This window comes from Phycicoccus avicenniae, assembly GCF_050496545.1.
GTDB lineage: Bacteria > Actinomycetota > Actinomycetes > Actinomycetales > Dermatophilaceae > Phycicoccus > Phycicoccus avicenniae_A.
Map to the genome: position 1 here is coordinate 245,885 of NZ_JBNVZV010000001.1, position 19,588 is coordinate 265,472.

The following is a 19,588-nucleotide window of genomic DNA, read 5'->3' on the forward strand; positions in this document are numbered from 1 at the left end:
ACCGGGCGTCAGCCCTGGCCGTAGACGATGATCGGCTTGGACGCCGGGTTCTCGGCGGGAGCCGCCGTCTGCGAGGAGACGAGCCCGAAGATCGCGGCGAGCGCGAGCACGATGCCGGCGATGCCGGGGGCGACCACGTTGGCGATCATCACGACCTTCCCGTCGAGAAACTACGCCACAGTAACAGAACTCGGCGGCGCCGACGGGTCACTCCGGAGAGCGACACGACGACGAGGACCGCGAGCACCGCGAGGTCCGTCCCGGCGACGAGGGCGACCTCGCGGGCCGCGGCGCGGGGTGGGCCGGCGGCCGGGTCGGCCAGCTCGACGAGCACGAGGTCGGCCCCGTCGACCATGCGCCGCGCACCGGGGGCCGCGGCGAGGCTCTCGAGGAGCGGGCCGGCGTCGGGGTCGGTGCGGGTCACGAGCACCCAGCGCACCCCGGCGGCCGCGAGCCGCTCGCCGGTCCGGGCGTCCGGGCTCGCGAGGAGGGGACCGAGCCGGGCCGCCAGCGGGTCCTCCCCCGCCACGACGCGGTCGCCGACGGCGAGGTCGTCAGCGGTGACGACCGGTGTGTCGAACCAGCGCGACGCGGGGTCGTAGGTGGCGTACGCGGTGGCCCACGGGTAGGCCCGGTACAGGCGCCACGGGGCCGAGACGAGGAGCCCCTCGGTGCCGTCGACGACGCGGGCGACCGCCGCGAAGTCCGCGGGGTAGCGGCTGGGGGTGAGGACCCGGTGGACGACGACGGCGCCGTCGGGGAGCAGGACGAAGGGCGCGAGGAGGGCGGCTCCCACGAGCGTGGGCACGATGGCAGGCGCTCGTCGGCGGGCCGCCGAGAGCGCGGTGTCGGCGAGCACCCCGACGCCGAGGACCGCGAGCACGACGAACGGGGCGAGCCACTTCTGGCCGTCACGGAGGAGCCCGAGCCCCGGGACGACGTCGGTCCCGGTCCTGACGAGGTCGGCGCCCCAGGGCACGGTGGTCACGGCGGCGAGGACGAGTCCGCCCGCACCGAGAACGGCCAGGCGGCGGGGTACCACGCCGGGTCGTCGAGCGGCGGCGACGAGACCGCCGAGGACGACGAGCACGGTCACCGCGCCCAGCCAGCCGGTGCGCGAGCCCGGCACGCTGAACCGGTCCCAGATGCCCCCGAGGCCGAGCAGGCTCAGGACCGCCGGGCCGGGCAGCTCGGCACGGGCCGCGAACGCCGCGACCCCCGCGGGGTCCGACGTCCCGGCCGCCCCTCCGAGGAGCGAGGGCAGGAGCCACGGCAGCTGGACGATGGCGACCAGGCCGACGAGCCCGGCACTCCGCCGCCCGGCGGACCGGCGCACGCCGAGCACGAGTGCGACACCACCGGCGAGGACCGCCGACGTGGGGGTCAGGGCGCCGAGCCCGAGCCAGGGCGCGACCCGCGACAGGGTCCATCCGTCGGCGTCGCGCAGGACGAGGACCACCCACCAGAGGACGGCGTACCCGAGGACGAGTGCCCACTGGCCCAGGCCCAGCCGCTCGACGACGAAGGGGTTCCACACGGCGAGGGCGCCGACGAGCGCGCGGGCCGGGAGCGCCAGCGGGCGGGCGAGCCGGTGGGCCCCCCACCCCGCGAGGGCCAGCCCGCCGAGTACCGCGATGCGCCCGAGCACCGCCCCGTCGACGGCGGGGGAGAGGACGGCCACGACGGCGTCGAGCGGTGCCGAGCGCGGTGAAGCCTTGCCCAGGCCGAGCGCCTCGGCACGCAGCGGAAGGGCCGGGGTGAGGACGAGGTCCCGCGCGAAGGGGTACCCGCCACGGGTGACCAGCGGCCAGCCGAGCACCACGACGGGGACGAGCACCCAGAGGTCGAGGAGGGCGTCCAGCCGGCGTGCGCGTCCGCCCGGCCCCGTGCGGGCCACCATCGCGACCTCCCTATGCTGGCCCGGTCCGCAGCACACCCTAGAACACCGCCCGTGAGGAGCACCGTGCCCTCGGAGCACGCCGACGGCTTCGCGGCGGCCTGGCCCGGCATCGACGCCGTGCCCGGCTGGCTCACCCGCGACCAAGCGCGCCTGCTGTGGGACACGGTGGCCGCGGTCTCCCCCGGCCCCGCCCGGGTGCTCGAGGTGGGGTCGCACCGAGGACGCTCGACGTGCGTGCTCGCCGCCGCCCGGCCGGACGTCGCCGTCACCGCCGTCGACCCCTTCGTCCGCACCCGTCGCTACGCCGGCCCGCAGGTGCGCGAGCTCCTCGAGGCGAACCTCTCCGTCCTGGGTCTCGCCGACCGGGTGAGTGTCGTGGCCACGACCTCGGCGCAGGCGCGCCACGGCTGGGACGCACCGCTGGACGTCCTCCACGTCGACGGCAAGCACGACTACTGGACCGTGTCGGACGACCTGCACTGGGCCGAGCACGTGGTCCCCGGCGGCACGGTCGTAGTCCACGACTCCTTCTCCTCGGTCGGGGTCACGCTCGCGCTGCTGCGGCACGTCCTCCCCGGTGACCACCTCGCGTACCGCGGCCGCACGGGCTCGATGGCCCGCTTCGTCGTCACCCGGCCCACCCGCGCGGACCGGTGGGCGATGCTGCGCGAGCTGCCGTGGTGGCTGCGCAACGTCGTCGTCAAGGTGCTGCTCCGGGCGCGGCTGCACGGCGTGGCCGCATGGCTCGGCCACGAGGGGCCCGACGACCCCTACTGAGCCCGCGACCTCACGGCCGGCACCGGTACCGGGTGGTAACTTTCGCCGGTGACCAACCGTGGACGACGGGAGGGCGTCGTCGGCGGCGCGACGATGGCCGCCGCCATCGGGGTCATGAACCTCACGACCTACGGCCTGACCCTCGCCTGCGCCCGGCTGCTCGGGCCCGACGAGTTCGGCCAGTTCTCCTCGGTGCTCGGCGCGCTCATCGTCCTCAACGTCCTCTCCCTCGCGCTGCAGGCCACCGGTGCCCGGCGCGTCTCCACCGCGGTGGGCGACCCGTCCACCACCGTCCGCACCGTGCTCGCCGCGACCGTGCGCGGCGCCGTCGCGGTCACGGTGCTCGGGCTGGTCCTGGCACCGCTCGTGGAGCGCGGGCTGAGGCTCGACAGCCTCGTCGGCGCCCTCGCCCTCGCCGTCGCAGCCGGTCTGCTCACCCTCATGGGCGGCCAGGCCGGCATCCTCCAGGGCGAGCAGCGCTGGGCGTCCCTGGCACTGCTGTACGTGACGATGGGCACCGCCCGGCTCGCGCTCGGCGGGCTCGCCCTGCTCGTCGACCGGTCTGCGGCGGCCGCCCTCGTCGGCGTCGCCGTGGCGGCGGCCGCGCCCGTGCTCGTCGGTGCCGTGGCGCTGCGCCGCTCGGGTCACTGGGTGACGCGCGCCCCCGTCGGCGCCACCCCCGAGAGCACCTGGCGCGGCTGGGAGCGCGGCGGCGTGGCCCGCGAGGTGGCCCACAGCGCATCGGCCCTGCTCGCGTTCTTCGCGGTCTCCAACGCCGACGTGCTCGTGGCCCGCGTGGTGCTCCCGGGCGCCGAGGCCGGCCACTACGCCGCGGGCCTGGTCCTCACCAAGGCGATGCTCTTCCTCCCCCAGTTCGTGGTCGTCGTTCTCTTCCCGCGCATGGCCCGCGGCCACGACCTGCGTCGCACCCACGCGGTGGGGCTCGGCGCCATCCTCGGCCTCGGCGTGGTCGCCGTCGGCGGGGTCCTGCTGCTGCGCGGGCTGGCGCTGGAGTTCGTCGGCGGCCCGGCCTACGCGGCGGTCCGCGACGACCTCTGGCTCTTCGCCGCGCTCGGCACCGTGCTCGCGATGGTCCAGCTGCTCGTCTACGGCGCGTTGGCCCGGCAGCACCCACGCGCGGTCGTGCTGCTCTGGCTGGCCCTGGCCGCCACCGCAGGGTTCGCCGCGACCGTGGCCGACGCCCACGGCCTGCTGCTCGTCAAGCTCGGGGTCGACGTCGCGCTGCTCGTCGGGCTCGGCGCCTTCCTGCTGGCGCGCACCTCGCCCGAGGACGCCGAGGAGCTGGTGCCCGTCGACGTCCCGCTCGCCGAGGACCCGTCCTCCCCCGAGCAGCCCGCCGTCCGCTGACCCGCTGTGCCGGCGGCGCCGTCGTCAGTGCGCGGCGTCGTGCCAGGAGCGGCCGACCCCGACGCTGACGTCGAGCGGCACGTCGCCGAGGTCGAGCGCGGAGCCCATCTCGCGGCGGACCAGCGCCTCGAGGGCCTCGCGCTCCCCCTGTGCGACCTCGAGGACGAGCTCGTCGTGGACCTGGAGCAGCATCCGGCTCTTCGCCCCGTCGGCCTTCAGGGCGGCGTCGACGCCCTTCATCGCGAGCTTGATGATGTCGGCGGCGGTGCCCTGGATCGGGGCGTTGAGGGCCATCCGCTCGGCGCCCTCGCGGCGCTGGCGGTTGTCGCTCAGCAGGTCGGGGAGGTAGCGGCGGCGGCCGAGCATCGTCGCGGTGTAGCCGGTGGCCCGGGCCTCGACGACGACCTCGCGCAGGTAGTCGCGGACACCGCCGAAGCGGGCGAAGTACTCGTCCATGAGGCCCTGGGCCTCACCGGTGGAGATGGTCAGCTGCTTGGAGAGCCCGAACGCCGACAGGCCGTACGCGAGGCCGTAGCTCATCGCCTTGACCTTGCTGCGCATCTCGAGGGTGACGTCCGCGGGCTCGACGCCGAAGACGCGGGCGCCGACGAACCGGTGGAGGTCCTCGCCGGTGCGGAAGGCCTCGATGAGCCCCTCGTCGCCGGAGAGGTGGGCCATGATCCGCATCTCGATCTGGCTGTAGTCGGCCGACATCAGCGACTCGAAGCCCTCGCCGACGACGAACACCTCACGGATGCGCCGGCCCTCCTCGGTGCGGATCGGCACGTTCTGGAGGTTCGGGTCGGTCGAGCTGAGGCGCCCGGTGGCGGCGATGGTCTGCAGGTACGTCGTGTGGATGCGACGGTCCGGCGCCACCGACTTGATGAGCCCCTCGACGGTGACCCGCAGGCGGGAGGTGTCGCGGTGGCGCAGCAGCGCCTCGAGGAAGGGGTGCTCGGTCTTGGTGAAGAGGTCGGCGAGGGCGTCGGCGTCGGTGGTGTAGCCGGTCTTGGTGCGCTTGGTCTTCGGCATGCCGAGCTGGTCGAAGAGCACCTCCTGGAGCTGCTTCGGGCTGCCGAGGTTGACGTCCTCGCGGCCGATGGCGTCGTAGGCGTCCTGCTGGGCCTGGCGCATCTTCGCGGCGAAGTCGGCCTCGAGGGCGGTGAGCGCGTCCTCGTCGACGGCGATGCCGGTGCGCTCCATCTCGGCGAGGATGTCGACGAGCGGCAGCTCGAGGTCGGCGAGCAGCTCGGTGCCGCCGGTCTCCTCGACCTTCTCGGCGAGCACGGCCGAGAGCTCGAGGACCGCCCGGGCCCGCACCATCGCGTCGCGCTCGGCGGTGTCGTCGTCCGCCTCGACGTCGAAGGACAGCGTGCCCTGCGCGCCCTGCGAGCTCGTGGAGTCGCCCTCGGCGCTCAGCTCGCGGCCCAGGTGGCGGACCACGAGGTCCTCGAGGTCGTAGGAGCGCTGGTCGGGGCGGACGAGGTAGGCGGCCAGCGCGGTGTCGCTGGTGACGCCGTTCAGGGCGAGCCCGCGGGCGCGCAGTGCCTGGAGCTGCGGCTTGACGTCGTGGAGGACCTTCGGGGCGTCGGGGTCGGCGAGCCACCCGGCGAGGGCCTGCTCCTGCTCGGGCGTGAGCGTGGTGAGGTCGAGGGAGGCGGTGGCGCCGTCCTCGCCCGCGAGGGCGATGGCCCCCGCATCCCCCTCGCCGGCGCGGTAGTGGCCCGAGACCACGACACCGTGCGGCAGCGAGCGACCCACGGCACCGTCGCCGAAGCGGAGGGTGAGGTCGTCGGCGGTGAAGACCTCGCCGTCGAGCTCGAAGCCGCCCTCGACCTCGTCGGACTCGACGTCGAAGGTCTGGAAGAGCCGGTCGCGCAGGACGCGGAACTCGAGGCCGTCGAAGACCTGGTGCACCTCCTCGCGGTCCCAGGACGTGCGCTCGAGGTCGGCGACGGTGAGCGGCAGCTCGAGGTCGTCGACGAGCTTGTTGAGCCGCCGGTTGCGCAGCACGCCGTCGAGGTGCGCGCGCAGGTTCTCCCCCGCCTTGCCCTTGATCTCGTCGACGTGCGCGACGACGCCGGTGAGGTCGCCGTACTGGGTGAGCCACTTGGCGGCCGTCTTCGGGCCGACGCCCGGCACGCCGGGGAGGTTGTCGCTGGACTCGCCGACCAGGGCCGCGAGGTCGCTGTAGCGGTTCGGCGGCACGAGGTACTTCTCCTCGACGGCGGCGGGGTCCATCCGCCAGACCTCGGAGACGCCGCGTACGGGGTAGAGCAGGGTGACCTTGTCGGTGACGAGCTGGAAGGCGTCACGGTCGCCGGTGCAGATGACGACCTCGCTGCCGGCCTCGGTGGCCTGCCGGGTCAGGGAGGCGATGACGTCGTCGGCCTCGAAGCCCTCCATGCCGACGTGCTTGATGCGCAGGGCGTCGAGGACCTCGCGCAGCAGCGGCAGCTGGCCGGAGAACTCGGTGGGGGTCTTGGAGCGGCCGGCCTTGTACTCGCTGTACTCCTCGAGGCGGAAGGTCTGGCGCGAGACGTCGAAGGCGACGCAGACGTGCGTGGGCGCCTCGTCGCGCAGGACGTTGATGAGCATCGAGGTGAAGCCGTAGACGGCGTTCGTGTTCTGCCCGGTGCTCGTCGAGAAGTTCTCGACGGGGAGGGCGAAGAACGCCCGGTAGGCCAGCGAGTGTCCGTCGAGGAGGAGGAGCTTCACGCGTGGCAGCCTAACCACCATGACCGACAGCTCCGACCTCATGGCCGGCGTGCAGCGGATGCGCGCGATGAACCCCGACTCGCTGATGGAGCGGATGGGCATCGAGGTGGTCGAGGCCACCCCCGAGCGCCTCGTCGCGACGATGCCCGTCGCCGGCAACACCCAGCCGTACGGGCTGCTTCACGGCGGTGCCTCGGTCGTGCTCGCCGAGACCCTCGGCTCGATCGGCGCGGCCCTCCACGCCGGCGAGGGCAAGGCGGTCGTCGGCCTCGACATCAACGCCACCCACCACCGCGCGGCCCGCTCGGGGCTGGTCACCGGCACCGCGACGCCGCTCAGCCTCGGGCGCACGCTGGCCTGCTACGAGGTCGTCGTCACCGACGAGGACGGTCGACGGGTCTGCACGTCGCGGATCACCTGCCTCATCCGGGACGCCGCCCCGGGGGCCTGACGGGCGCCTCCGGGGCGCCCCGGGTCAGGGGCGCGTCAGGCCCGGGTCAAGGGCCGGTCAAGTCGGGCCGATCACGGCCGTCCGGCCCATCCTGACCAGCCCGAACGGCCGACGCCGGGGGTGGAGACGGCCGTCAGCATCGATGGTGTGAGCCCTGCCCTCTCTCGCCGTTCGACCGCCGCCGCCCTTCTCTCCGAGGTCGCCCGCGCTGTGGTCCCCGACCCCTCCGCCAAGGCCAAGGACGCCGCCCGCCGCACGGCGCTCAAGACGTCCGTGGCCCCCGCGACCCCGCCCCGGAACGAGCCGACCGGGAAGGCCCTGTCGGCCGCCCCGTCGGCACGCTCGGTGGACGCCGCCTACCGGCCGCGCGCCGCGGTGGGTGCGCCCCGGGCCAGCAGCGTCCCGCGCCGCGCGGTCGCCCGGGTGACCAGCGGGGTGACCGACGACCCGACGGCGCTGCACCTCGCCCGCCGGGCGACGTGGGGCGCGACGCCGGCCCTCGTGGCCGAGATCCGCTCCCGGGGCGCCCAGGCCTGGGTGGCCGACCAGCTCGACCCTGCGCGGCTCGTGCCCGACGCCGACTGCGACGCCCTCGTGGCCCGCCTCTTCCCCCGCCTCTCGCTGGCGACGTGGGAGGTGCACGACCGCTACTGGCCGAACAGCACCGGGGACCTCGGCGACGACGTCATCCAGTCCGTCCTGGCCCGCGCCCTGTGGTCCCGGCGGCAGCTGCTCGAGGTGATGGTCGAGTTCTGGACCAACCACCTCGTCGTCACCGCCCCGTGGGGCGACGCGTGGGACAGCGTCCACCGCTTCCACGTCGACGTCGTCCGCAAGTACGCGCTCGGCCGGTACGCCGACATGCTCGTCGCCGCGGCCAAGCACCCGGCGATGCTCGCCCAGCTCGACAACGAGTCCTCCTCGAAGCGCTCGCCCAACGAGAACTTCGGCCGCGAGGTCCTCGAGCTGCACACGGTGGGTGTGGACGGCGGCTACGCCGAGTCCGACATCCGCACCTCGGCGCTGGCCCTCACCGGCATGTCGACGGACGACGAGTCCGGCGAGTACCTGTACCGGCACATCCGCCACCACACCGGTGCGCTGAGCGTCCTCGGCTGGAGCGACCCCAACGCCTCCGCCTTCGGCGAGGCCGTCGGGGTCTCCTACCTCCAGCACCTCGCCCGGCACCCGAAGACCGCCCGGCGGATCGCCACCAAGCTCGCGGTGCGGTTCGTGTCCGACACCCCGCCGGCCTCCCTCGTCGACTCGCTCGCCGCCGTCTACACGGCGAACGACACCGCCATCGCCCCGGTCCTCCGGACGCTGTTCGCCTCCGCGGAGTTCGCGGCCTCGGCCGGCCAGAAGACGAAGCGGCCGCTGGAGCGGATGGTCTCGGTCTCGCGCGTGCTCGGGGTCACCCCGGGCCCGGACACCCGCGCCTGGCTGGGCGGGCTCTCCTGGTACGCGCGGGTGGCCGGGCAGGCACCGCTCGGCTGGCCGGCCCCGAACGGCTACCCCGACGTCGCGGCCGCCTGGGCCGGAGCCAACGCCACCCTCACCGCCTGGAACTGGACGATGGCGCAGGGCTGGACGGCCACCGAGTCGCCCGCGAAGCAGGTCGTCTACCCCGCCCTGCGCGGCCTGCTGCCGAGCACCCTCCCGGCCACCCACGGCGCCTTCGTCGACGCCCTCGCGGCGCGGCTGCTCCAGGTTCCGCTCTCGAGCGCCAAGCGCGACGCGGTCTGCGCCTTCCTCGACAAGACCGCCACCGCCCCGCTCAAGTCCACCGACGCCGCCGTCGGGTGGCGCCTCCCCTACGTCGTGGCGCTCCTGCTCGACAGCCCCGAGTTCGCGACCCGCTGAGGACCTCTGATGACCTCTCCCACCACCGTCCCCGCCCCGACCCTCGACGCCTGCGGGTGTCCCGAAGGGCGCGCCGTCTCCGGCGTCAGCCGCCGCGGGGTCCTCGCCGGCGCCACCGCCCTCGGCGCCGCGGGGGCCACCATCGCCCTCGCCTCACCGGCCGAGGCGATGACCCGGCTCACCTTCGCCGACGCCGGGTACACCGGCGACACGGTCGTCGTCCTCTCCTTCCGCGGCGGCATCGACGGCCTCTCCGTCGTCGCGCCCGTCGGGGATCCCGCCTACTACACCGCCCGGCCGACCATCGCCGTGCCCCAGGCACGCGGGCTCCAGCTCGACGCGCGCTTCGCCCTGCACCCGGCGCTGGCGCCGCTGCTGCCGCTGTACACCTCCGGCAAGCTCGCGGTGGTCCACGCCGTCGGCCAGCCGAACCCCACCCGCTCCCACTTCACCGACCTCGACGAGATGGAGCGCGCCGCCCCGGGCTCCTCGGTCCGCACCGGGTGGCTGGACCGGATGGTCGGAGCCACGACCACGCCGGGACCGTTCGCGGGCACCGCGATCGGTGGGTCCACCACGCCTCGCTCGATGCTCGGCCCGAGCGCGGAGCTCGCCATGCGCTCGGTGGACTCCTTCAGCCTCTCCGGTGCCTGGGACGCCACCGAGACCACCCGCTGGTCGACCGCCCTGCGCGCGCTGCACGCCGACGCGCCGGACGTCGTCGGCGCCCCGGCCCGCACCACCCTCGGCACGCTCTCGACGGTCGCCGCGCTCCACACCGCGGGGTACACGCCGGCCGGCGGAGCCGCGTACCCCTCGGGCGGTCTCGGGGACGCCCTGCGCGACACGGCCCGGCTCGTCAAGGCGGGGGTCGGGCTGCGCGCGGTCACCATCGACTCCGGCAACTGGGACATGCACACGGACCTCGGCCGCAGCGACAACGGCTGGATGGCCCGGCAGCTGACCGAGGTCGGCAAGGCCCTCGCGGCGTTCATGACCGACCTCGGCACGGCCGCCGACCGGGTGACGCTCGTGACCCTCTCGGAGTTCGGGCGTCGGGTGTCGGAGAACGGCTCCGGCGGCGTCGACCACGGCTACGGCAACTTCTCGTTCGTCCTCGGCGGCGGCGTGGTCGGCGGGTCCGTGTACGGCACCTGGCCGGGGCTGGCGCCGGCCAACCTGCAGGCGGGCGACCTCAAGGCCACGACGGACTACCGGTCGGTGCTCGGCGAGATCCTCGAGAAGCGCTGCGGCCTCACGGCCTCGACGGTGCTGCCCGGGCTGCCCTCGGCCCGCCTGGGACTCCTCCGCGCCCGCCCCTGACCCCCACCCCGCGCAGCCTTCGACCGACTTCTTGCCCATCCGCCACCTCGACGGCCCCGATCCGGCCCCTCGGAGGTGGCGTATGGGCAATAAGTCGGGGCCGGGGCGCTACGCCGAGCGGGCGGGGAACGCGCGCTGGCGCAGGCTGCGCCGGCGGCGGGTGAGCTCGAGGCCGGTCTCCGCCGTCTCGGGGGCGATCTTGCGCCGCAGCGTGCCGGTGGCGACGACGCGGCGGGTGACGACGGACCCGAAGCCGAGCCGGGCGAAGAAGCGGTTGGCGTCGCGGCTGGTGGTCGGGACGTTGGAGACGACCGTCTCGCAGCCGGCGCGCTCCGCCGAGCCGAGCACGGCCGTCAGCAGCGCCTTGGCCACGCCGTGCCGCCGCGCCTCCGGGGTCACCCAGAGCTGCTCGATGGCCACCTCGGGTGCCGGGCTGATGCCGAACGGGTTGTCGGTGGTGATGACGTAGCCGGCGGGCTCGCCGTCGAGGTGCGCGACGAAGGCCAGGACGCCGGGCCGGCGCAGCGCGGAGGCGAGCCGGCCGTCGGTGATGGTCCGGGCACAGACCTCGGGACTGGAGCCGGAGTCGACCCGCGCCTGCAGCCACAGTGCGCTGACGTCATCGAGGTGGTCGCCCACCTGCGTCACGTCGACGGGTCGTCGGGCCACCGGACCTCCTCGCTCACGGGCCCGCGACGCGGACCGCACCGACACCGGACACTATGCCCCTCGAACCGCGCGTGGATAGGGGGGTCGGCTCAGGAAGTCCTTGGTCGTGGAACCGCTCCGCCACCGGATCCCTCGTCGGACCCGGCCGGGGCCGTCGCTCAGGCCTTCTCCATGCCGGCGACCACTGCCTCGGCCACCTCGCGCATGCCCATCCGGCGGTCCATCGCGGTCTTCTGGATCCACCGGAACGCGTCGGCCTCGGTGATCTTCAGCTTGGCCATCAGCACACCCTTGGCGCGGTCGACGGCCTTGCGGGTCTCGAGCCGGTCCCCCAGGTCGGCGACCTCCTCCTCGAGCGCCTTGAGCTCACTCCACCGGGACAGGGCGATGTCGAGCGCCGGGGTGACGTCGCTCGCGGTGAACGGCTTGACGACGTAGGCCATCACGCCGGCGTCGCGGGCCCGCTCGACGAGCTCGGTCTGGCTGAAGGCGGTGAGCATCACGACGGGGGCCAGGCGCTCGGAGCCGATGGCCTCGGCGGCCGAGAGGCCGTCCATGACCGGCATCTTGACGTCCATGATGACGATGTCCGGCCGCAGCGAGCGGGTCAGCTCGACGGCCTGCTCGCCGTCGCCGGCCTGGCCGACGACGTCGTAACCGGCCTCGCGGAGCATCTCCGTGAGGTCGAGGCGGATGATCGCCTCGTCCTCGGCGACGAGGACGCGCTTGGTGGGGGCTGCACTCTGGGTCATGTGCCGGGAGCGGGACTCGAACCCGCACGCCCTCGCGGGCAGCGGATTTTGAGTCCGCCGTGTCTGCCGTTCCACCACCCCGGCCGGGGCGTCGTCAGTCTACCGACGGGCCCCGGTGGCTCCTCAGGCCCGTCCGTCCTCCGCGGCGTCGACGTAGGCGGGCGCCACGCGGTTCTTGGCGTCGCCGACCTTGTGCACGCGCAGGGCGTTCGTGGAGCCGGGGATGCCGGGGGGCGAGCCGGCCACGATGACCACGTTGTCGCCCTCCTTGACCCGGCCGAGCCCGAGCAGCACCTCGTCGACCTGCATCGCCATCTCGTCTGTGTGGCGCACCTTGCCGACGAGGAAGGTCTCGACGCCCCACGACAGCGCCAGCTGGCTGCGGGTCGCCTGGTTGGGGGTGAAGGCCAGCAACGGGATGCGCGGGCGGACCCGGGCGAGGCGCCGCGAGGAGTCGCCGCCCTCGGTGAAGGTGATGAGGTACTTCACCCCGAGCAGCTCGCCGATCTCGGCGGCAGCCGCGGTGACCGCCCCGCCCTTGGAGTTTGGCCGGGTGCCGAGCGGGCGGATGCGGTGCAGGCCGTGCGTCTCGGTGTTCTCGATGATGCGCGCCATCGTGCGGACCGCGGCGAAGGCGTGCTTGCCGACGCTGGTCTCGCCGGAGAGCATCAGCGCGTCGGCGCCGTCGAGGACCGCGTTCGCGGCGTCGGAGGCCTCGGCGCGGGTGGGGCGCGAGTTCTCGATCATCGACTCGAGCACCTGGGTGGCGACGATGACCGGCTTGGCCCGGCGGCGGGCGATCTCGCAGGCGCGCTTCTGCACGAGCGGCACCTGCTCCAGCGGCATCTCGACGCCGAGGTCGCCGCGCGCCACCATCACGCCGTCGAAGGCGCGGATGATCTCGTCGAGGTTCTCGACGGCCTGCGGCTTCTCGATCTTGGCGATGACGGGGAGGCGGATGCCCTCCTCGTCCATGATCTCGTGCACGCGGCGGATGTCGTCGGCGGTGCGGACGAAGGAGAGCGCGATCATGTCGACGCGAGTGCGCAGCGCCCAGCGCAGGTCGTCCTCGTCCTTCTCGGAGAGGGCCGGGACCGACACCGCGACACCGGGCAGGTTGATGCCCTTGTTGTTGGAGAGCGGGCCGCCCTCGAGGACCTGGCACACGACGTCGGTCTCGGTGACCTCGGTGGCGATCAGGGCGATCTTGCCGTCGTCGATGAGGATGCGGTCGCCGGCGTGCACGTCGCCGGGCAGGCCGGCGTAGGTGGTGCCGACCTCGTGGACGTCGCCGGGCACGTCCCGGGTCGTGATGGTGAAGGTGGCGCCCCGGACGAGCAGCACGGGCCCGTCGGCGAAGCGCGCGGTGCGGATCTTCGGGCCCTGGAGGTCGGCGAGGATGCCGACCGCTCGGCCCACGGCGTCGCTGGCGGCACGCACGTCGGTGTACACCTGCGCGTGGTCGGCGTGCGACCCGTGCGAGAGGTTGAGGCGGGCGACGTCCATGCCCGCCTTGACGAGCTCACGCAGGTTCTCCGCGGAGGAGGTGGCCGGGCCGAGGGTGCAGACGATCTTCGCGCGACGCATGGTGTCGAGCCTATCGGTGCAACCGTTTCCACCGTGACGGGGGCCACATCGCGAGCGGCCCCCGTCGAGCCCGCAGGTCAGGCCGTGAGCGGGCGGTCGGTGGGGTTGACCGGTCGGGGCAGGCGCGACGGCTTGTGCATCAGCCAGGCGTCGACCTCGTGGGCCACGGAGCGGCCCTCGGCGATCGCCCAGACGATGAGCGACTGCCCGCGCCCGGCGTCGCCGGCGACGAAGACGCCCGGCACCGACGACATGAAGTGACCGTCGCGCGCGACGTTGGTGCGCTCGTCCTTCTCGACGCCGAGCTGCTCGAGCAGGCCCTCGGCCTGGGGTCCGAGGAAGCCCATCGCGAGGAGCACGAGCTGCGCCGGGATCTCGCGCTCGGACCCCTCGACCTTCTCGAAACCGTTCTCGCCCATGCGGACCTCGTGCAGGCGCAGCGCCCGCACCTTGCCGTGCTCGTCGCCGACGACCTCGCTGGTGGTGGTCGCGTAGACGCGCTCGCCGCCCTCCTCGTGCGCGGAGGCGACGCGGAAGAGCATCGGGTAGGTCGGCCACGGGTGCGCGCCGGCCCGCTCGATGCCGGGCTGCGGCATGATCTCGAGGCTGGTCACCGACCGGGCGCCCTGGCGGTGCGCCGTGCCGATGCAGTCGGCACCGGTGTCGCCGCCGCCGATGACCACGACGTCCTTGCCCTCGGCGGTCACCTGGCCCTCGACGGCCTGCCCGAGCGCGACCCGGTTGGCCGGCGGGAGGAAGTCCATCGCCTGCATCACGCCGTCGAGCTCGCGCCCCGGGACGGGGAGGTCGCGCGGCACGGTGGCCCCGACCGCCACGACGACGGCGTCGAAGCGCTTGCGGAGGTCGGCGCCGGTGAGCTCGCGGCCCACCTCGACGCCGGTGCGGAACCGCGTTCCCTCCGACTTCATCTGGGCGATCCGCCGGTCGAGGACGGACTTCTCCATCTTGAACTCGGGGATGCCGTAGCGCAGCAGGCCGCCCGGCTGGTCGGCGCGTTCGTAGACCGCGACGGTGTGCCCGGCGCGGGTGAGCTGCTGGGCGGCGGCCAGCCCGGACGGACCGGACCCGACGACGGCGACGGTCTTGCCGGACAGCCGCTCGGGGGCCTGCGGCAGCACGGTGCCGTTCTCGAAGGCGCGGTCGATGACGCTGACCTCGACCTGCTTGATGGTGACGGGCGGCTGGTTGATGCCGAGCACGCACGCCGACTCGCACGGCGCCGGGCAGAGCCGGCCGGTGAACTCGGGGAAGTTGTTCGTGGCGTGCAGCCGGTCGATGGCCTCGCGCCACTCCCCCCGCCACGCGAGGTCGTTCCACTCGGGGATCAGGTTGCCGAGCGGACAGCCGCTGTGGCAGAACGGGATGCCGCAGTCCATGCAGCGTCCGGCCTGGCGCTGGAGCTCGGGGACCGGCTGGGCCTCGTAGACCTCCTTCCAGTCCCGGATGCGCACCGGGACCGGGCGCCGCCTCGGCAGCTCGCGCTCGCGCGTCCTGAGAAAGCCCTGGGGGTCAGCCACGGGAGGCCTCCATGATCCGCTCCCACACCTGGGTGCCGTCGGGGTCGAGGCCCTCCGCCTCCGCCTTGGCCCGCACGTCGAGGACGCGCTGGTACATGCGAGGGAGGACCAGGGTGAAGGCCGACCGGGCGGTGCCCCAGTCGGCGAGGAGCCGCGCCGCCACCGCCGAGTCGGTCCACCGGTGGTGGCGCTCGAGGAGGTCGTGCACGACCAGCTCGTCCTCGGCCCGCAGCGGGCGCAGGTCGACGAGCTCGGGGTTGACCCGCTCGGGGTCGAGGTCGAGGACGTAGGCCACGCCCCCGGACATCCCGGCGGCGACGTTGCGACCGGTCGGACCGAGGATCAGCGCGGTGCCGCCGGTCATGTACTCGAGGCCGTGGTCGCCGACGCCCTCGACGACCGCGGTGGCGCCGGAGTTGCGGACGCAGAACCGCTCGCCGACCCGCCCGCGCAGGAACAGCTCGCCGGAGGTCGCGCCGTAGCCGATCACGTTGCCGGCGATGACGTTCTCCTCGGCGACCAGCGCCGAGCCGGGGGCCGGCCGGACGACGACGCGCCCGCCGGAGAGCCCCTTGCCGACGTAGTCGTTGGCGTCGCCCTCGAGGCGCAGCGTGATGCCCGCCGGGACGAACGCGCCGAAGCTCTGGCCCGCCGAGCCGGTGAAGGTGAGCTCGATGGTGCCGTCGGCCAGCCCCTCGGGGTGGGCCTTGGTGACCTCGTGCCCGAGCATCGTGCCGACCGTGCGGTTGACGTTGCGGATGGAGAACCGCGCCGTGACCGGCTCGCCGTGGTCGATGGCGTCGCGGGCGGCGGCGATCAGCTGGTGGTCGAGCGCCTTCTCGAGGCCGTGGTCCTGGCCCACGCGGTGGCGCACGCCGGAGCCGTCCGGGGACTCGACCCGGGTCAGGATCGGCGAGAGGTCGAGACCGGAGGCCTTCCAGTGCTCGACGGCCTTGGCGACGTCGAGGTGCTGGATCTGGCCGATCGCCTCCTCGAGGGTGCGGAACCCGAGCGCCGCGAGGTGCTCGCGGACCTCCTCGGCGATGTACTCGAAGAAGGTCTCGACGAACTCCGGTGCGCCGGAGAAGCGTTCGCGCAGCTCAGGGTTCTGGGTGGCGATACCCACCGGACAGGTGTCGAGGTGGCAGACGCGCATGAGGATGCAGCCGGAGACCACGAGCGGCGCGGTGGCGAACCCGAACTCCTCGGCCCCGAGCAGCGCGCCGATGACGACGTCACGGCCGGTCTTGATCTGCCCGTCGACCTGGACCACGATCCGGTCGCGCAGGCCGTTGAGGACGAGTGTCTGCTGGGTCTCGGCGAGCCCGAGCTCCCACGGGCCGCCCGCGTGCTTGAGCGAGGTGAGCGGCGAGGCGCCGGTGCCGCCGTCGTGCCCGGAGATGAGGACGACGTCGGCGTGCGCCTTGCTCACCCCGGCCGCGACCGTGCCGACCCCGACCTCGGAGACGAGCTTGACGTGCACGCGCGCCGACGGGTTGGCGTTCTTCAGGTCGTGGATCAGCTGGGCGAGGTCCTCGATCGAGTAGATGTCGTGGTGCGGTGGCGGGCTGATCAGCCCCACGCCCGGCGTCGAGTGCCGCGTCTTGGCCACCCACGGGTACACCTTGGGGCCGGGCAGCTGGCCGCCCTCGCCCGGCTTGGCACCCTGCGCCATCTTGATCTGAATGTCGTCGGAGTGCGTGAGGTACATCGAGGTCACGCCGAAGCGGCCCGAGGCGACCTGCTTGATGGCCGAGCGGCGCTCGGGGTCGAGCAGGCGGTCGACGTCCTCGCCGCCCTCGCCGGTGTTGGAGCGCGCCTTGAGCCGGTTCATCGCGATCGCGAGGGTCTCGTGGGCCTCCTTGCTGATCGAGCCGTAGCTCATCGCGCCGGTGTTGAACCGCTTCACGATCTCGGCGACCGGCTCGACCTCGTCCAGCGGGACGGGCTCGCGCGGCTCGGCGCCACCGAGCTCGAAGAGCCCGCGCAGCGTCATCAGGCGGCCGGACTGCTCGTCGATGCGGCTCGTGTACTGCTTGAAGACGTCGTACCGGCGCTGCCGGGTGGCGTGCTGGAGCCGGAAGACGGTCTCGGGGTCGAACAGGTGCGGCTCGCCCTCGCGGCGCCACTGGTACTCGCCGCCGACCACGAGCTTGCGGTGCGCCTGGCGGATGCCGTCCGGCGGGTAGGCCGCCTCGTGGCGGGCGGCCGTCTCGGCGGCGATGACCCGCAGCCCGACGCCGCCGAGCTGGCTGACGGTGCCGGTGAAGAACTCGTCGACGAGCTCCTGGGAGAGGCCGATCGCCTCGAAAACCTGCGCGCCGCGGTAGGACGCGACCGTGGAGATGCCCATCTTCGACATCACCTTGAGCACGCCCTTGCCGAGCGCCTTGATGAGGTTGGCGACCGCCTTCTCCTCGGTGACCTCGGTGATGTCGCCGCGCCGGACCATGTCCTCGACGCTCTCCATGGCGAGGTAGGGGTTGATGGCGGCGGCGCCGTAGCCGATGAGCAGCGCGACGTGGTGGACCTCGCGGACGTCGCCGGCCTCGACGATGAGCCCGACCTGCGTGCGGGTCTTCTCGCGGATGAGGTGGTGGTGCACCGCGCTCGTGAGGAGCAGCGACGGAATGGGCGCGAGGTCGCGGTCGGAGTCGCGGTCGGAGAGGACGACGAAGCGCGCACCCTCGGCGATCGCCTCGGACACCTCCGCGAAGATCTCGTGCAGCCGGGCCCGCAGCGCCTCCTCGCCCCCGCTGACGTCGTACGTGCCGCGCACGACGACGGTGCGGAAGCCGGGCAGGTCGCCGTCGGCGTTGATGTGCACGATCTTCGCGAGCTCGTCGTTGTCGAGCACCGGGAACGGGAGCACGACCTGGCGGGCGTGCGCGGCGTTGGCGTCGAGGAGGTTGCCCTCGGGTCCGATCGAGCTGGCCAGCGAGGTGACCAGCTCCTCGCGGATCGCGTCGAGCGGCGGGTTGGTGACCTGGGCGAAGAGCTGGGTGAAGTAGTCGAACACCAGCCGGGGCCGCTCCGAGAGCACCGCGATGGGCGTGTCGGTGCCCATCGAGCCCAGCGCCTCCCCGCCCGTGCGCGCCATCGGCGCGACGAGGATCTTCAGCTCCTCCTCGGTGTACCCGAAGGTCCGCTGGCGCCGCGCGACCGAGGCCGCCGTGTGGATGATGTGCTCGCGCTCGGGGAGGTCGCGGAGCTCGATGAGGCCGGCGTGCAGCCACTCCTGGTACGGGTGCTCGGACGCGAGCCCGGACTTGACCTCCTCGTCGGAGACGATGCGGCCGGCCGCGGTGTCGACGAGGAACATCCGGCCCGGCTGGAGGCGCCCGCGGCGCACGACGTTCTCGGGCTCGAGGTCGAGCACACCGGCCTCGGAGGCGAGCACGACGAGGCCGTCGTCGGTGACCCAGTAGCGCCCCGGGCGCAGGCCGTTGCGGTCGAGGACGGCGCCGACGAGGGTGCCGTCGCTGAAGCAGACCGCGGCCGGCCCGTCCCACGGCTCCATGAACGTCGAGTGGAACTCGTAGAAGGCCCGGCGCGCGGGGTCCATCTCCTCGTGGTTCTCCCACGCTTCCGGGATCATCATGAGCACGGCGTGCGGCAGCGAGCGGCCGCCGAGGTGGATCAGCTCGAGGACCTCGTCGAAGGAGGCCGAGTCCGACGCCTCGGGCGTGCAGACCGGGGAGAGGCGGGCGAGGTCGCCGGGCAGCACGTCGGACTCGAGCTGGCTCTCCCGCGCGTGCATCCAGTTGCGGTTGCCCTTGACGGTGTTGATCTCGCCGTTGTGCGCGATGAGCCGGTACGGGTGCGCCAGCGGCCAGCTCGGGAAGGTGTTCGTGGAGAACCGGGAGTGGACGAGCGCGAGCTCGGTGGCGAAGCGCTCGTCGGAGAGGTCGGGGAAGAACGGCTCGAGCTGGCCGGTGGTGAGCATCCCCTTGTAGACGACCGTGCGGGCCGACAGCGACGGGAAGTAGACCTCGACCTCGCGCTCGGCACGCTTGCGCAGCGCGAAGGCCACGCGGTCGAGCTCGACGCCGGACCGTCCGTCACGGGCGGCGACGAAGAGCTGGCGGAAGCACGGCATCGTGGCGCGGGCGGCCTCGCCGACGAGGTCGGGGGTGACGGGCACGTCGCGCCACGCGAGGACGTCGAGTCCCTCGGCGTCCGCGATCTCGGCGATCCGGCGCTCGGCCTGCGCGCGCTCGTCGGCGTCGGTGGGCAGGTAGGCCATGCCCGCCGCGTAGCCCCCGGCGGCCGGGAGGTCGACGTCGAGGACGGCACGGAAGAAGGCGTCCGGGACCTGGGTGAGGATTCCCGCGCCGTCACCGACCAGCGGGTCGGCACCGGTGGCGCCGCGGTGGTCGAGGTTGCGCAGCGCGTCGAGGGCGTGGACGACGATGTCGTGGCCGGCGCTCCCCCGCATCGTGGCGACCATGGCCACGCCGCACGCGTCGTGCTCGTGCGCGCGGCGGTAGAGGCCGACGTCGTCGGGCTGGGCGGAGAAGCGGGCGACGGACACGTCGGGTCACCGTCCTCGGGGTCGACGGCCCCCGGTGGGGACCGAACACGGCAAGGTCAGGCGCGGACGACTACGGCCACGTCCCGGAATGCTATCCCCGGCCCCCCG

13 protein-coding genes and 1 tRNA gene are annotated in these 19,588 nt (G+C 73.6%); 5 read left to right on the forward strand and 9 right to left on the reverse strand.

Translation table 11 applies throughout. From position 1 onward, the window contains the following. Nucleotides 1–8: 8 nt before the first annotated feature. The gene (locus ACQZ2A_RS01240) at nt 9–149 is read right to left on the reverse strand and encodes a hypothetical protein (RefSeq protein ID WP_204129979.1); all 141 of its coding nucleotides are present in this window, start codon (nt 147–149) and stop codon (nt 9–11) included. After that, complete coding sequence (locus ACQZ2A_RS01245; RefSeq protein WP_430206673.1) at nt 149–1,900, reverse strand: hypothetical protein; 1,752 nt, start codon at nt 1,898–1,900, stop codon at nt 149–151. Before ACQZ2A_RS01245 ends, ACQZ2A_RS01240 begins: the two co-directional genes overlap by 1 nt. A gap of 51 nt (nt 1,901–1,951) precedes the next feature. On the opposite strand from ACQZ2A_RS01245, the gene ACQZ2A_RS01250 reads away from it, so the two are divergent. Next, nucleotides 1,952–2,677, forward strand: a complete 726-nt coding sequence (locus ACQZ2A_RS01250) for a class I SAM-dependent methyltransferase (protein WP_430206674.1) — start codon at nt 1,952–1,954, stop codon at nt 2,675–2,677. Between the two features lie 48 nt (nt 2,678–2,725). After that, nucleotides 2,726–4,045 (forward strand): lipopolysaccharide biosynthesis protein, encoded by a 1,320-nt coding sequence (locus ACQZ2A_RS01255; protein WP_430206675.1) that lies wholly within the window; start codon nt 2,726–2,728, stop codon nt 4,043–4,045. A gap of 24 nt (nt 4,046–4,069) precedes the next feature. Here the strand turns inward: ACQZ2A_RS01255 and polA are convergent, their stop codons facing one another. Next, nucleotides 4,070–6,784, reverse strand: coding sequence for a DNA polymerase I (polA, locus tag ACQZ2A_RS01260; RefSeq protein WP_430206676.1), 2,715 nt, complete (start codon nt 6,782–6,784; stop codon nt 4,070–4,072). On the opposite strand from polA, the gene ACQZ2A_RS01265 reads away from it, so the two are divergent. The 3 genes from ACQZ2A_RS01265 (at nt 6,783) to ACQZ2A_RS01275 (ending at nt 10,400) form a co-directional block, all read left to right on the forward strand. Further along, nucleotides 6,783–7,214 (forward strand): PaaI family thioesterase, encoded by a 432-nt coding sequence (locus ACQZ2A_RS01265; protein ID WP_430206677.1) that lies wholly within the window; start codon nt 6,783–6,785, stop codon nt 7,212–7,214. The genes polA and ACQZ2A_RS01265 overlap by 2 nt on opposite strands. A 147-nt stretch (nt 7,215–7,361) precedes the next feature. Beyond that, on the forward strand, nt 7,362–9,077 hold the full coding sequence (locus ACQZ2A_RS01270) for a DUF1800 family protein (protein WP_430206678.1): 1,716 nt from the start codon (nt 7,362–7,364) through the stop codon (nt 9,075–9,077). 9 nt (nt 9,078–9,086) lie between these two features. Beyond that, a complete protein-coding gene (locus tag ACQZ2A_RS01275; protein ID WP_430206679.1) occupies nt 9,087–10,400 on the forward strand; it encodes a DUF1501 domain-containing protein in 1,314 nt (437 codons plus the stop codon). Between the two features lie 108 nt (nt 10,401–10,508). Here ACQZ2A_RS01275 and ACQZ2A_RS01280 read toward each other — a convergent pair whose 3' ends face one another. From ACQZ2A_RS01280 to gltB, 6 genes are all read right to left on the reverse strand, one after another. Beyond that, nucleotides 10,509–11,069 (reverse strand): GNAT family N-acetyltransferase, encoded by a 561-nt coding sequence (locus ACQZ2A_RS01280; protein WP_430206680.1) that lies wholly within the window; start codon nt 11,067–11,069, stop codon nt 10,509–10,511. A 158-nt stretch (nt 11,070–11,227) separates the two neighbouring features. Then, nucleotides 11,228–11,821, reverse strand: a complete 594-nt coding sequence (locus tag ACQZ2A_RS01285) for an ANTAR domain-containing response regulator (RefSeq protein ID WP_430206681.1) — start codon at nt 11,819–11,821, stop codon at nt 11,228–11,230. Between the two features lies 1 nt (nt 11,822). Next, a tRNA-Leu gene (locus ACQZ2A_RS01290) sits at nt 11,823–11,905 on the reverse strand. 39 nt (nt 11,906–11,944) lie between these two features. Then, the gene (gene pyk, locus ACQZ2A_RS01295; protein WP_430206682.1) at nt 11,945–13,408 is read right to left on the reverse strand and encodes a pyruvate kinase; all 1,464 of its coding nucleotides are present in this window, start codon (nt 13,406–13,408) and stop codon (nt 11,945–11,947) included. A gap of 77 nt (nt 13,409–13,485) precedes the next feature. Next, nucleotides 13,486–14,946: a glutamate synthase subunit beta gene (locus tag ACQZ2A_RS01300; RefSeq protein WP_430206683.1), complete on the reverse strand. Its 1,461-nt coding sequence runs from the start codon at nt 14,944–14,946 to the stop codon at nt 13,486–13,488. After that, nucleotides 14,939–19,480 carry a glutamate synthase large subunit gene (gene gltB / locus ACQZ2A_RS01305; RefSeq protein WP_430206684.1) on the reverse strand — a complete coding sequence of 1,514 codons (4,542 nt, stop codon included), beginning with the start codon at nt 19,478–19,480 and terminating at the stop codon, nt 14,939–14,941. Before gltB ends, ACQZ2A_RS01300 begins: the two co-directional genes overlap by 8 nt. Nucleotides 19,481–19,588 lie beyond the last annotated feature (108 nt).